Origin of the sequence: Thalassorhabdus alkalitolerans, from assembly GCF_042656525.1 — a bacterium.
In the GTDB taxonomy this organism is placed as follows: domain Bacteria; phylum Bacillota; class Bacilli; order Bacillales; family Marinococcaceae; genus Thalassorhabdus; species Thalassorhabdus alkalitolerans.
In genome coordinates this window covers 289243-303151 of sequence record NZ_JBHSOZ010000005.1, presented here as the reverse complement: position 1 = coordinate 303151, position 13909 = coordinate 289243, and the positions used below count along the sequence as shown (strand labels likewise).

General features: G+C 42.7%; 12 protein-coding genes. All 12 read left to right on the top strand.

Going from position 1 to position 13909, the window contains the following annotated elements; all coding sequences use genetic code 11:
* Positions 1-6: 6 nt before the first annotated feature.
* The 12 genes from ACFPU1_RS12365 (at position 7) to ACFPU1_RS12310 (ending at position 13908) form a co-directional block, all read left to right on the top strand.
* The gene (locus tag ACFPU1_RS12365; RefSeq protein ID WP_385941581.1) at positions 7-1881 is read left to right on the top strand and encodes an AMP-dependent synthetase/ligase; all 1875 of its coding nucleotides are present in this window, start codon (positions 7-9) and stop codon (positions 1879-1881) included.
* Positions 1882-2766 (top strand): branched-chain amino acid ABC transporter permease, encoded by an 885-nt coding sequence (locus ACFPU1_RS12360; protein ID WP_054635593.1) that lies wholly within the window; start codon positions 1882-1884, stop codon positions 2764-2766. It begins immediately after the preceding gene.
* A gap of 9 nt (positions 2767-2775) precedes the next feature.
* The gene (locus ACFPU1_RS12355) at positions 2776-3837 is read left to right on the top strand and encodes a branched-chain amino acid ABC transporter permease (RefSeq protein ID WP_054635592.1); all 1062 of its coding nucleotides are present in this window, start codon (positions 2776-2778) and stop codon (positions 3835-3837) included.
* A gap of 56 nt (positions 3838-3893) precedes the next feature.
* Positions 3894-5132 (top strand): ABC transporter substrate-binding protein, encoded by a 1239-nt coding sequence (locus ACFPU1_RS12350; protein WP_385941577.1) that lies wholly within the window; start codon positions 3894-3896, stop codon positions 5130-5132.
* A gap of 84 nt (positions 5133-5216) precedes the next feature.
* The gene (locus ACFPU1_RS12345; RefSeq protein WP_100398168.1) at positions 5217-6005 is read left to right on the top strand and encodes an ABC transporter ATP-binding protein; all 789 of its coding nucleotides are present in this window, start codon (positions 5217-5219) and stop codon (positions 6003-6005) included.
* A 120-nt stretch (positions 6006-6125) separates the two neighbouring features.
* Entirely contained in the window at positions 6126-7268 is a 1143-nt protein-coding gene (locus ACFPU1_RS12340) for an acyl-CoA dehydrogenase (protein ID WP_385941574.1), read from the top strand.
* Between the two features lie 30 nt (positions 7269-7298).
* Positions 7299-8942, top strand: coding sequence for an AMP-binding protein (locus ACFPU1_RS12335; protein ID WP_385941571.1), 1644 nt, complete (start codon positions 7299-7301; stop codon positions 8940-8942).
* Between the two features lie 58 nt (positions 8943-9000).
* Positions 9001-10350: an acetyl-CoA carboxylase biotin carboxylase subunit gene (locus tag ACFPU1_RS12330; protein WP_385941568.1), complete on the top strand. Its 1350-nt coding sequence runs from the start codon at positions 9001-9003 to the stop codon at positions 10348-10350.
* Between the two features lie 74 nt (positions 10351-10424).
* Complete coding sequence (locus tag ACFPU1_RS12325; protein ID WP_385941565.1) at positions 10425-10637, top strand: acetyl-CoA carboxylase biotin carboxyl carrier protein subunit; 213 nt, start codon at positions 10425-10427, stop codon at positions 10635-10637.
* A 27-nt stretch (positions 10638-10664) separates the two neighbouring features.
* Positions 10665-11567: a hydroxymethylglutaryl-CoA lyase gene (locus ACFPU1_RS12320; protein ID WP_385941562.1), complete on the top strand. Its 903-nt coding sequence runs from the start codon at positions 10665-10667 to the stop codon at positions 11565-11567.
* 18 nt (positions 11568-11585) lie between these two features.
* Entirely contained in the window at positions 11586-12365 is a 780-nt protein-coding gene (locus ACFPU1_RS12315; RefSeq protein ID WP_385941561.1) for an enoyl-CoA hydratase, read from the top strand.
* Between the two features lie 13 nt (positions 12366-12378).
* Complete coding sequence (locus ACFPU1_RS12310; RefSeq protein ID WP_385941558.1) at positions 12379-13908, top strand: acyl-CoA carboxylase subunit beta; 1530 nt, start codon at positions 12379-12381, stop codon at positions 13906-13908.
* Position 13909: the final 1 nt, after the last annotated feature.

The window sequence follows — 13909 nt, the reverse complement described above, 5'->3', positions numbered from 1 at the left end:
TTATAAATGGGAAAAGACACATTTCCAAAGCTTCTGTTAGAACTTGCAGAAAGTGAGCCAGAAAGGACGGCTTTCAGAAAAAAAAGCCTTGGCATTTGGAAAGAAATTTCATGGAAAGAAGTCAAAGATAACGTTGAATCTTTCGCTCTTGCTATAAAGCACTTATTTGAATTTCAAAAAGGTGACCGGATGGTCATCTTAAGTGACAATAGGCCGGAGTGGATCTATGCTGAGCTTGCTTGTCAAAGTCTTGGGGGGGTCTCAACGGGGCTGTTTCAAGAAAGCACTCCTGAACAGCTTGATCACTTGATCAACGATTGTAAAGCTAAGATTATAGTAGCAGAAGACCAGGAACAGGTAGATAAAGTGTTAAAGATCATAGACCATCTTCCTTTAGTGGAAACAATTATTTTTATTAACCCAAAAGGATTAAAAAACTATTCTGATCACCGGCTCATTTTTTGGGATGATGTTCAAAAAGCTGCAAATGAGAGCAGCGAAATAAACATCGTTAAAGAAATTGAACAGGGGAATGGTGAAGATCCAGCCTTCCTGTGTTACTCTCCGGGAACCATGGGACATCCTAAAGGAATCTTATTATCCCATTATAATTTACTGGCTACTGGTACAGCTCTTCAAGAAGTGGACCCGGTCTCTTCTAAAGATGACTATCTATCATTCTTGCCTTTGGCATGGGCGTCTGAACAATTGATTGTATTGTCATTATCATTCCAGCAAAAATTAACAATTAATTTCCCAGAAGAACCATCAACAGCCTTGCAGGACTTAAGGGAAATAGGTCCCCATCTCTTGATGGCAACTCCAAGAACCTACGAAAATATCATAGCTAGATTCAATCTCCGCATCAATGATACCTCGTCCTTCAAGAAGAAAGTGTACAATTTTTTCAACCGCTATGGAAAACGAAAAGCAGAAGCAGACTTTGGAGGAAAACCTCTATCTTTAAAAGAGAAAGTCATCTACAAATTTGGCGACTACTTAGTGTTTAGTGCAATAAGAGATCACCTGGGATTAGCAAGAATCAAAAGGGCTTATATAAATGGAGCTTCTTTAGGTAATGAGGGGATGCATTTCTTTCATTCCATTGGAGTAAATGTGAAACAAACATATGGAGCCACTGAGCTTTCTGGTATTTCTCTTGTTCAAAGAGACGGAAAGCTAGATGCAGAAAGTGTGGGAGAACCTCTGCCCCATGTAGACCTTAAGATTACAGAGGATAAAGAGATCCTTATAAAATCCGCTGGAAAGTGTCTTGGTTATCTTAATGGGGAAGCACTGAACCTTGATCAAGACGGATATATAAACCTGGGAGATACAGGGGAAAAGCTGGAAGACGGCCAGGTTCGTCTGACTGGAAGGAAAGAAGAAGTCATTACTGGAGTACAAGGTCAAGCAGTTGCTCCAAGCTCGATAGAGAGCAAGCTGAAGATGAGTCCTTATATTCAAGAAGCTTTGCTTTATGGAAAACAGCAGCCTTATATGGTTGGCTTAATTAATATCAGTATGGAAAATGTAGGGAGATGGGCTGACAAAAAGCAGCTTTCCTACACTACCTATGAGGATTTGTCTACGAATCCGGATGTTATCCAGCTGATACATGAAGAAGTATCTCAGATCACCGCTCTCTTGCCAGAAAGCATTGATTTTAAGAAATTCATTATTCTTCCAAAGGAGCTTAATGCTTCAGAAGATGAAATGACTCCAACGTACAAGCTTAGGCGGCCTTACGTAGAACAAAAATATAAACAGTTGCTTGATTCTTTATATTCCTCTGATGAAAGGGTTTCATTTACAAAAGGAAATGTAAACGAACAAATCATTCCTGTTATTTCATTAGGTGAAAAGAGGGAGGTTGCCTAGGTGACGTTTTTTATGCAAATGCTGGTTAGCGGCATCGTAGTCGGCAGTATTTATGCGCTGGTAGCTTTAGGATTTGTTCTAATTTATAAGGCTAGTGATGCTTTGAACCTGGCCAACGGTGAGTTTGTCTTAATCGGGGCATATGTATGTTTAACTCTTATCACTATTTTTCAAATCCCGTTTCTACTCGCATTAGCCATTACCTTGGCGGTAAACGCCGTTATAGGGCTGGGAGTTGAGAAGACCGTTCTTCGGCCATTACAGAATGCTCCAGTTATTTCAGTGATAATGGCAACCATAGGACTTGCAAGTTTACTCGGGGGGATTGTTCACCTGATTTGGGGACATCAAACAAGAACGTATCCGCAAATCTTTCCAGCCACACCAATTAGAGCCGGGGATTTAGTCATTACCCCGGTGTATCTCTGGTCCTTTGTCATTGTTATGACACTGCTTCTTCTTTTTACGCTGTTTTTCAAATACTCAAAGATGGGCCTTGCGATGAGGGCTGTTGCCGATGACCAAATGGCTGCACAGTCTATGGGGATAAGTGTGAAAAAGGTCTTTGCTGTAACCTGGGCCATTGCTTCTATCGTAGCTGCTGTAGGGGGAGTCTTGTTAGGAAACATCAATGGTGTAAATGCAACCATGGCTATTATTGGCCTGACTGTCTTGCCAGTTGTCATATTAGGTGGACTTGACAGTATTCCGGGAGCTATAGTTGGCGGCTTTACAATCGGGATTTTCCAAAGCATGGCGGGTGGATACCTGGATCCAATGGTTGGAGGAGGGTTAAAAGAAGTAGTCCCGTTTATCCTTGTAGTTTTCATTTTAATGCTTAGACCACATGGATTGTTCGGTAAGGGCGGTATAGAAAGGGTGTGATGGGAGAAAATGAGAAATCCTTTTGTCATGGAATGCGGTAATTATAAAACAAAATACAATCATGATATGGCACTCTTCACGATACCGAGAGTGAAGATGAGAATGATTTTGCTTATTGCCCTTTTTGCCTTAGTGCCGCTGTTTACATCAAATTACGTAGTAGGTTTGGCGACCCTTTGTTTAATTGCCTCCATAGGGGCAATCGGTCTTAACATCTTAACTGGGTTTACTGGCCAAATCTCCATCGGAGTGGGGGCTTTTCTAGGGGTAGGGGGATATACGTCGGCTATTTTAACAACGAGTCTTGGTCTAAGTTTCTGGCTGGCGGTTCCAGCCGCAGGACTTGTTACAGCCTTTGTCGGAGGAATATTTGGAATTCCGTCACTTAGGCTGAAAGGTTTATATCTTGCCATCGCCACACTTGCAGCTCAAGTAATTATTCTTTTTGTCATCAGCAGATGGGACGGATTAACAGGAGGAACTTCCGGTATGGTGCTGCAACGCCCCTCAATTGGCGGGTATACCTTAATGTCGGCCTCCAGTTATTACTATCTCTGCCTGGTCATCCTGCTGTTTACTACCATCTTTTCTCTCAATCTATTTAGGACAAGAACAGGCCGGGCTTTCATGGCGGTCAGAGACCAGGATGTTGCTGCTCAAATTATGGGAATTAATTTATTCAACTATAAAGTAATTGCTTTTGCCATCAGTTCTTTCTTCGTTGGAATTGCAGGGGCTTTAATGGGACATTACACCATGATTGTTAGTCCTGAGCTTTACAGTATTGATGTTTCAATTCAGTACTTAGCAATGATCCTGGTCGGCGGACTTGGGAGCATTCTAGGAGCAATTCTAGGCGCCTTTTTTATCACATTGATGCCCGTTGGCCTTTCCTATTTCACTGAAGTTTTATCTGTGTTTCTGCCTAATGCCGGCCACCAGTTAGCAGCGATTCAGGAAATTGCTTTTGGGGCAGTCATTATTTTGTTTCTTATTTTTGAACCAGGAGGGCTTGCCCATATCTGGAGCAATATAAGAAATTACTTCAAGCTTTGGCCGTTTACCTATTAATGAGGATACCAGACGTTTTGTCTGTTCCTGATAAAAGAAAACATGGGGGAGATCAAATGACAATAAAGTGGAAAAGATGGGTTGGGGCAGCAGGTACAGGCATGCTATTAGCAGGAGCACTGTCAGCATGTGGAGGCGGTGAGGAAGGAGCCAGCAGTACTCAGGACGCTGAAGGAGAAGCTGACGTAGCAGAAGCCGGCGATACAGTGAAAATCGGTGCTCTTTACGATATTACTGGAGGAACAGGAGATGTTGGTTCTCCATACGCTGACGGCGAGGAGGCATATGTGGAATGGCTAAATGAAAACGGCGGTATTGATGGTGTTACGGTGGAGTTAATTGGCGAGGATTACGCTTATGATATTTCAGAGGGACAAAGGATTTATCAAACCCTGAGAGACCGCCACGAAGTAGCCGCCGTATTAGGATGGGGAACAGCTGATACAGAAGCACTTAGGCAGCAGGTTGCTAATGATCAATTGCCATACTTCTCAGCTGCTTATTCAGAAAATTTAAAAGATATGGATGAAAGCCCTTATAATTTCTTAACTGCAGCTACTTACTCTGATCAAGGAAGAGCAGTTGTCCAATGGATTAAAGAAAACCATGAAGGAGACGGTGATCCTACATTAGCACTATTATATAACGATACAGCTTTTGGTCGCTCTCCGGTTGAAGATATTAAGGAATATGCTGCCGAGCATGGTGTAGAGGTTGTGGATGAGCAGGTCATTGATGTAGCAGCCACAGAGGCACAATCTCAAATGCTTAATATGCAGAGTAAAGACCCCGATTATGCTATTATCCAACAAACCTGGGGAGCAACATCAACTATACTTCGTGAAGCACAGACACTTGGAATTGATACACAATTTATCGGATTAAACTGGGCTACAGGTGAAGGTGTCATTGATATTGCAGGGGATGCTGCTGAAGGGATGATTGGAGTAGTAACTCATGCCTTTCCATATGAGGACCTGGAAGGATTGGGCGAAATTGAAGAATATTTAGAAACTCAAGGAAAAACATTAGAAGATATTGACCAGAAATTTGTCCAGGGATGGGTAACTGCAAGCATAATGGCAGAAGGAATCCGCAATGCCCCTGACTTAACAGGAGACGGCATTAAAGAAGGAATTGAACAGATTAGTGATTTGGATCTTAACGGTTTGGCAGCACCGGTGAGTTTCTCAGCTGATGATCATGCGGGAACGAAGGATATCAGGCTGGCTCAAGTGAAAGATGGTCAGTTTGAGATTATTGAAGACTACTTCAGTCACGAAGATTACGAATAGAATATCGGCAGAGGAACATAGGGATAACTTACTGTGTTCCTCATGTCTTTATCATCTATCTTACTTAAAGAACGGAGTGTTGATATGCTTCGCGTTCATAATTTAGAAACGGTCTACTCAAAGATAATAGTATCTTTAAAAGGGGTGTCTCTTGAGGTACCAGAAGGGAAAATTGTGGCGTTGATGGGAAGCAACGGTGCCGGAAAATCCACAACCCTAAAGTCGATTTCTGGTCTCCTTAAAGGTGAAGGGGGACAGATAGTCAATGGTTCCATTTCTTTTAACAATGAGTCACTCAATGGACTGACGCCTGATCAAGTAGTAAGCAAAGGAATCTTTCAATGTATTGAAGGAAGAAGGGTGTTTAAGCATTTAACAGTAGAAGAAAATTTGCTGGCTGGAGCCTATACAAGAAAAGACCGTAACCAGTTGAAACCAGACCTGGAAAGAGTGTATCACTATTTCCCGAAGCTTAAAGCCTTGAAAGGAAGAGCTGCAGGATTCCTTTCTGGCGGGGAGCAGCAGATGCTTGCCATTGGCAGGGGAATCATGGCTAAACCAAAAGTTCTGTTGCTTGATGAGCCATCTTTAGGTATAGCTCCTTTGTTAGTCAAAGAAATTTTCCACAATATTAAAGAAATCAATAAGGAAGAAGGGACCTCTATTCTGGTTGTTGAACAAAATGCCAATGTAGCACTCTCCATTGCTGATTACGGCTATATCATGGAAAACGGCCGTATTGTTCTCCAAGGAAAGGTAGCTCAACTGCTTGATAACGACGAAGTGAAAGATTTGTACTTAGGCGGAGGAAGTAATGGGAGAAACAATTACCGAAACACAAAAACTTACAGACAAAAGAAGCGTCCGGTGTAGTGGGACGCTTCCCCGCATATATTCCTAGGAGGGACCACTCCTTATCTAGGATCATTTTTCTTATGAATTCTGAGCATTTGCTCAGTGTACACGCTGCTATAAATAAAGGAGGAATAAAGAATGAACTTTGAATTGACTAAGGAACAAACAATGATAAGAAATATGGTAAGGGATTTTGCTAAACAAGAGGTAGCCCCGAAAGCAGAAGAAGTCGACCGTGAAGCAAGGTTCCCTGAGGAAACATTTAAAAAGATGGGAGAATTGGGCTTGTTAGGTATCCCCTTTCCTGAAGAATATGGAGGATCTGGGGGAGATACCATCTCTTATGCCCTGGCGGTAGAAGAAATTGGGAAAGCTTGCGGAAGCACAGGATTGAGTTATGCTGCAGCTGTATCTCTGGGAGCAAGTCCCCTCTATTATTTTGGGACTGAACAACAAAAGCAGGAACATCTAATTCCTTTGGCTTCTGGTAAATCATTAGCTTCTTTTGGTCTAACTGAACCGAATGCTGGTTCAGATGCCGGCGGAACCCAGACAAGAGCAGTTCTTGATGGAGACGAATATGTAATTAACGGTGAAAAATGCTGGATAACTAATGCCCAGTATGCAAGAACAGTAACGGTGACTGCGGTGACAGGCAAAGATGAAAGAGGAAAAAATATTATTTCAGCTTTTATTGTTCCAACTGATGCTGAAGGTTTTACCATTACAAGTCCTTACGAAAAAATGGGAGTGAGAGGTTCTAATACATCAGAGTTAATTCTTGAGGATGTAAGAGTACCAAAGGAAAATATCTTAGGAGACCCGAAAGGCGGCTTTAAGCAATTTTTATATACTCTTGACGGTGGAAGAATCTCTATTGCTGCTTTAGCAGTAGGTATTGCACAAGGAGCATTCGAAAGAGCTCTTCAATATTCAAAAGAAAGAAAGCAGTTCGGCAAAACGATTTCCAGCTTCCAGGCAATTCAATTTAAGCTTGCAGATATGGCGATGGAAATTGATCTGGCACGGACAATGGTGTTAAAAGCTGCCTGGCTGAAGGATCAAGGCAAACCATTCAAAAAAGAAGCATCCTTTGCAAAGCTGTTTGCTTCAGAGATGTCCACGAGAGCGTGTAATCAAGCGATACAAATCCATGGCGGTTATGGATACATGAGAGAGTATGAAGTTGAGCGCATGCTTCGCGATACAAAGCTTATGGAAATCGGAGAAGGAACTTCTGAAGTTCAGCGTCTTGTCATTGCCAGGGAACTTGGCTGTTAATTCTAACTTTATTAATAAGGGGGAAGAACCATGGCAGATATTCTTAACGTGACGGTGGGGGAGCTTTTAAAGAATGTCTCAAAGACACAGCCGGAAGTTGAGGCCGTCGTTTATCCTGACAGAGACCTCCGTTATACGTATGCTCAATTTGAAGAGGTGTGCCGCCAGGCTGCAAAAGGGTTTATGAGCCTTGGAATTGAAAAAGGAGACCACATGGCAATTTGGGGCACTAACAAACCAGAGTGGCTTATTTCTCAATTTTCCACAGGGAAAATGGGAGGGGTTCTTGTTACGGTTAACACGAATTACCGGACATCAGAGCTGGAATATTTATTAAAGCAATCAGAATCCTCAACTGTCATTCTTCAAGAAAGCTTTAAAGGATCTTCCTATGTGGAGATGCTTTATGAAATTGTGCCTGAACTTAAAGATGCAGAGCCTGGAAACCTAAAGTCTGAAACACTTCCTCATTTGAAAAATGTCATATTTCTTGGGGAAGAGCGGCTGCCTGGAATGTATACATGGCAGGATGTTATGGAAAAAGGCGATCAAGTAACAGACGAAGCCCTCGATAAAAGGCTGGCAAGTCTGGATCCCCATGATGTGATTAACATGCAGTATACATCAGGGACCACTGGCTTTCCAAAAGGGGTCATGCTGACTCATTATAATATAACAAACAATGGTCTTAACATTGGTGAATGTATGAATCTATCAAGTAAAGACAGATTATGTATCCCGGTCCCTTTCTTTCACTGCTTTGGCTGTGTTCTAGGTACAATGGCTTGTGTAACCACAGGGGCAACCATGGTTCCAGTAGAGGAGTTTGACCCTGAAAAAGTTCTCCAGGCAGTAGAACAGGAAAAGTGCACAGCTCTGCACGGTGTGCCGACAATGTTCATAGCTGAGCTGAATCATCCAAACTTTAATAAGTATAACCTTTCAAGTCTGAGAACGGGTATTATGGCAGGAACAAACTGCCCTATAGAAGTAATGAGGAATGTAATGAACAAAATGGGAGCAGAAGAAATAACCATTGCTTATGGTCAGACTGAATCTTCCCCTGTGATAACCCAGACAAGAGTAGATGACTCCATTGAACGAAAGGTTGAAACAGTAGGAAGAGCCTTGCCGAATGTCGAGGTGAAAATAGTCGAGCCTGGGACGGACAAGGAAGTGGAGCCAGGTACGCAAGGAGAATTGTGCACGAGGGGCTACCATGTAATGAAGGGCTATTATAATAATCAAGCAGCCACTAAAGAAGTGCTGACAGAAGACGGGTGGCTTCACACCGGGGACCTTGCAGTGATGGACGAACATGGATACTGCCGGATTACAGGAAGATTAAAAGATATGATTATTCGCGGTGGAGAAAACATCTACCCACGAGAAATAGAAGAGTTTTTATACCAGCACCCTAAAGTGTTAGACGTGCAGGTTGTAGGAATACCTGATCAGAAATACGGAGAAGAAGTATCAGCATGGATTAGATTAAAAGAAGGAGAAAGCTGCACTCCTGAAGAAATACGTAATTATTGTGAAGGACAAATTTCACGTTTTAAAATTCCTCGCTACATTACATTTGTTGATGAATATCCAATGACTGCATCAGGAAAAATTCAAAAGTTTAAACTGAGGGAACAGGCAAAAGACACATTTTCTACGTCTAGCTGATAATGATTTTGAAAGCGTTGTCATCATTTGAAATATAAAGAGGAATAGAGGTGGCTGTATGTTCAAAAAAGTACTGATTGCAAATCGTGGAGAAATTGCCTGCCGGGTGATAAGAACGTGCCGGAATTTAGGGGTTAAAACGGTTGCCGTTTATTCAGAAGCAGACAAGAATGCTCTTCATGCAGGGATGGCTGATGAATCTCATTTCATCGGCCCTCCAAAAGTGAATGAAAGCTATTTGAATATAGATGCTATCCTTCAAGCGGCCAAGGATTCGGGAGTGGATGCGATTCACCCGGGATACGGCCTCCTTTCAGAAAACGGTGATTTTGCCCGCAAATGCGAAGCCGAAGGCATTACATTTATTGGCCCGACTCCTGAGGTAATGGAAAAGATGGGAAGTAAAATCGAAGCTCGCCTTGAAATGGAAAAAGCAGGAGTCCCGGTGGTACCAGGTGTGAGCAGCCCGATTGAGAATGTAGATGAGGCGGCTGAAACAGCGAAAAGAATTGGTTACCCTGTCATGCTCAAAGCCTCGGCAGGAGGCGGTGGAATAGGGATGCAGAGAGCTGAGACAGAAGAAGAACTGCGAAAGGTATATGAAGGAAACCAAAAAAGGGCTATAAGTTTCTTTGGCAATGGAGCCATGTATTTGGAAAAAGTTGTAGAAAATCCACGGCACATTGAAATTCAAGTGTTTGCCGATAAACAAGGAAACTGCGTTCATTTAGGTGAAAGGGATTGTTCTGTGCAAAGGAGAAACCAAAAAGTTGTTGAAGAATCTCCATCTCCTTTTGTCAGTGATTCCTTAAGAAAAGAGATGGGAGAAACAGCAGTAAAAGCTGCGAAAGCACTGGGATATCAGAACGCAGGTACTATTGAGTTTTTAGTAGATGAGGAAAAGAACTTCTATTTTTTAGAGATGAATACTCGATTGCAAGTAGAGCACCCAGTAACCGAAGAAGTAACTGGAACTGATCTTGTTGAATGGCAGCTAGCAGTAGCAGCAGGACAGCCGCTTCCTTTAACCCAACAGGAAATCAGCTTAAGTGGCCATGCGATAGAAGTAAGGATATACGCTGAAGATCCAAAGACATTTTTCCCATCCCCTGGAACAATCACAGTCTTTGAAATGCCTTCAGGAAAAGCTGTAAGGCACGAATGCGGAGTGAGCGAGGGTTCAGTAGTGACTCCTTTTTATGATCCAATGCTTGCAAAGTTAATTGTTACCGGTACAAATAGAGATGAAGCGATTGAACAACTTCAAAAAGCCTTGGAAAATTACCGCATAGAAGGAATCAAAACAAACATTTCCATGCTTTTAGAGGTAGTGAAACATCCATCATTTATAAAAGGAGAAGCAACAACCGCTTTTATTCAAGATGTGCTGCGAGCACCTTCGGTATAACAGAGAGCTCAGTTCGAGCGGAAACAAAGGGTGTTTCTGCTCGAACTAAACAATAAAAGTTCAGGAGGCTTGTGATGAGTAAGATTTCGGCAAATATGGCAGGGAATATTTGGAAGATTTTAGTGAAAGAAGGAGATATAGTTAACGCGGGTGAGGATATTATGATCTTGGAATCTATGAAAATGGAGATCCCGTTAACGGCTGAACAGGGAGGAAGTGTGAAGACTATCCTTAAGCAGGAAGGAGACTTTGTTAATGAAGGCGAAGACCTCCTGATATTTGAATAGACAAAAGAGAAAGAGGAGGTGAGGATGTTGTCTGAAAAGGTTCAAATAAAAGAAGTCGGACCAAGAGACGGCCTGCAAAATGAATCTTCTTTTGTTAACACTGAAGATAAGATTTCATGGATCAATCAATTGACAGAAAGCGGACTATCTTATATAGAGATTTCTTCATTTGTACATCCAAAGTGGGTACCAGCATTAGCCGATGCAAAAGAAGTGGCAAAAGGCATTAAGAGAAAGAAAGAAGTTACCTATGCTGCGCTGGTACCAAATATGAAAGGACTGGAAGGGGCGCTTGAAACAAATATTGATGAAATTTCAATTTTTATGTCAGCCAGCGAAACACATAACAGGAAAAACATCAATAAATCCATAGACGAAACATTTACGGTATTACAAGAAGTCGTAAAAGAAGGAGAGCGTGCAGGAAAGTCTGTAAGAGGCTACCTTTCGACGGTGTTTGGATGCCCATATGAAGGAATGGTTGAAACAGAACAAGTATTAAAAGTGGCTCATACTCTGTTTGACATGGGAATTGAAGAGCTGTCTCTTGGTGACACAATTGGTGTAGCTAATCCTAAGCAGGTTCAGGATGTCTTAGGTCACCTGGTTGCAAACCTTCCTAAAGATAAGCTGGCCATGCACTTCCACGATACCCGTGGTACTGCTCTTGCTAATGTACTGGCCTCCTTACAGGCAGGAATTACTACTTTTGACAGTGCCTGCGGAGGTCTTGGAGGCTGCCCCTATGCACCAGGTGCTTCAGGAAATGTCTCTACTGAAGATTTATTATATATGCTTCATGGGATGGGAATTGAGACAGGAGTAGAGGAGGATAAGCTTCTCCATGCTTCCTTGTTTATTGAAGAAAAATTAGGCAAAAATTTGCCGAGCAGGGTCCTGCAGGCAAGAAAAGGAGAAGAAAGCCATTGACTTAAGGAGGTTAGAAAAATGGAAAACCAGGTGACCTTAGAAAAGAAGGGCAATGTAGCAATCATTACACTGAACCGCCCAAGGGCAGCTAATGCACTCTCTTTGCAAATGCTTCAAGAACTGAATCATTATTTTCAGGATCTCTCATTTGATGATTCAGTCCGTACTCTTATTCTTACTGGAGCGGGAGACAAGGTCTTTTGTGCAGGCGCTGACTTAAAGGAAAGAGCGGGGATGGATCCAGTGCAAGTTAAAAAGACGGTCGCTCTTATCCGGAAAACAGTCGAGGCTGTAGAAAAGCTTCCACAGCCAGTGATTGCTGCCATGAACGGCAGTGCTTTGGGAGGAGGACTGGAACTGGCGCTCGCTTGTGATATTCGAGTGGCAGCAGAAGACGGAAAATACGGATTGCCCGAAACTTCCCTTGCGATTATTCCAGGGGCCGGTGGGACCCAAAGACTTCCAAGGTTGATAGGAGCAGAAAAAGCTAAAGAACTAATTTTTACTTCCAAAAAAATTTCAGGGCGGGAAGCAGAGCAAATAGGTTTGGTATCCTGCAGTGCCCAATCTGCAGAAGTCCTATCTGTAGCTCAAGAGATAGCGGGGAAAATAGCAGAGAATGGTCCGGTGGCCTTAAAGCAGGCAAAAAAAGCTGTAAATGCAGGTCTTGAAACGGACCTTAATACAGGGCTTACTTTAGAAGAAAAGTGTTACGAGGTAATCATCCCAACAGAAGACAGGTTGGAAGGACTGAAAGCGTTCAAGGAAAAGCGCAAGCCACAATACTCTGGGAAATAAGGGAGGAAGGATTATGACTTGGGAAGCGGAATTGAAGGATCGAATGGAAAAGATAGAAAAAGGCGGTGCACCAAAATACCATGTTAGTAATGAAGGAAAAGGAAAGATGTTTGTCAGGAAGCGTCTTGAGCTTCTGTTTGACGATGGAGTGAAATTTGAAGACGGAAAGTTTGCAAATTGTAATGCCGAGGGGCTTCCAGCAGATGGAGTGGTAACTGGGACCGGCAAAGTGAATGGGCAGACTGTATGCTTTATGGCAAACGACTCGACCATTAAAGCTGGGTCCTGGGGAGCTAGAACAGTGGAAAAAATTATACGAATACAAGAAACGGCAGATAAGCTTGCCGTCCCCATGCTTTATCTTGTCGATTCAGCTGGAGCTCGAATTACAGATCAGGTTGAAATGTTTCCAGGACGAAGAGGAGCCGGTAGAATTTTTTATAACCAGGTGAAGCTTTCGGGAAGGGTGCCACAAGTTTGTCTCTTATTTGGACCTTCGGCAGCAGGAGGTGCTTACATCCCTTCCTTTTGTGATGTAGTAATTATGGTTGACGGAAATGCTTCAATGTATTTAGGTTCTCCTCGGATGGCTGAAATGGTTATAGGAGAAAAAGTTTCACTTGAGGAAATGGGTGGGGCAAAAATGCATTGCTCCGTCTCGGGCTGCGGAGATATTCTTGCTGAAGGTGAAAAAGAGGCGATTCAAAAGGCAAGGGAATACCTCTCATACTTCCCGGCCAATTACCGTGAGCTGCCTCCGGAGAACCTCCCCCTTGAACCAGAGACGTTTGAAAAAACAATTGAGGAACTAATACCTGCCAACCAAAATGCACCCTTTGACATGTATACGTTTATTGAGCAGGTAATTGACAAAGACAGCTTCTTTGAGATGAAAAAGCTGTTTGCTCCTGAATTGATCACAGGATTTGCCAGACTGCAAGGCCAGGCTGTGGGGATTATTGCTAATCAGCCTCGAGCAAAAGGCGGCGTTCTATTCCATGATTCAGCCGATAAAGCAGCACGTTTTATTACATTGTGTGATGCCTTTAATATTCCATTATTATTTTTGGCTGATATTCCTGGATTCATGATTGGAACGAGAGTAGAAAAAGCCGGAATAATCAGGCACGGAGCAAAAATGATTGCAGCAATGTCTTCGGCAACTGTGCCAAAGATGTCTGTTGTAGTGAGAAAAGCATACGGAGCTGGGTTATATGCTATGGCCGGTCCCGCATTTGAACCTGATTGCTGCCTGGCACTGCCTAGTGCGCAAATTGCAGTAATGGGACCTGAAGCTGCAGTGAATGCTGTGTACGCAAATAAGATTGCTGAGCTGCCAGAAGAAGAAAGGCCAGCTTTTATTGAAGAAAAACGAAAAGAATACAAGGAAAATATCGATATTTACCGACTTGCTTCAGAGATGGTGATTGATGATATTGTTCGCGGAAATGATTTGCGCCAAGAGCTTTCCGTTCGCCTTGAAGCTTATATGAGTAAGTATATGGTATTTTCAGAGAGAAAGCATCCAGTGTATCCGGTATAAG

Coding starts and splice junctions, on each gene's coding strand:
- ACFPU1_RS12365 (WP_385941581.1), top strand. CDS start 7: ATGGGAAAAGACACATTTCCAAAGCTTCTGTTAGAACTTGCAGAAAGT.
- ACFPU1_RS12355 (WP_054635592.1), top strand. CDS start 2,776: ATGAGAAATCCTTTTGTCATGGAATGCGGTAATTATAAAACAAAATAC.
- ACFPU1_RS12350 (WP_385941577.1), top strand. CDS start 3,894: ATGACAATAAAGTGGAAAAGATGGGTTGGGGCAGCAGGTACAGGCATG.
- ACFPU1_RS12345 (WP_100398168.1), top strand. CDS start 5,217: ATGCTTCGCGTTCATAATTTAGAAACGGTCTACTCAAAGATAATAGTA.
- ACFPU1_RS12340 (WP_385941574.1), top strand. CDS start 6,126: ATGAACTTTGAATTGACTAAGGAACAAACAATGATAAGAAATATGGTA.
- ACFPU1_RS12335 (WP_385941571.1), top strand. CDS start 7,299: ATGGCAGATATTCTTAACGTGACGGTGGGGGAGCTTTTAAAGAATGTC.
- ACFPU1_RS12330 (WP_385941568.1), top strand. CDS start 9,001: ATGTTCAAAAAAGTACTGATTGCAAATCGTGGAGAAATTGCCTGCCGG.
- ACFPU1_RS12325 (WP_385941565.1), top strand. CDS start 10,425: ATGAGTAAGATTTCGGCAAATATGGCAGGGAATATTTGGAAGATTTTA.
- ACFPU1_RS12315 (WP_385941561.1), top strand. CDS start 11,586: ATGGAAAACCAGGTGACCTTAGAAAAGAAGGGCAATGTAGCAATCATT.
- ACFPU1_RS12310 (WP_385941558.1), top strand. CDS start 12,379: ATGACTTGGGAAGCGGAATTGAAGGATCGAATGGAAAAGATAGAAAAA.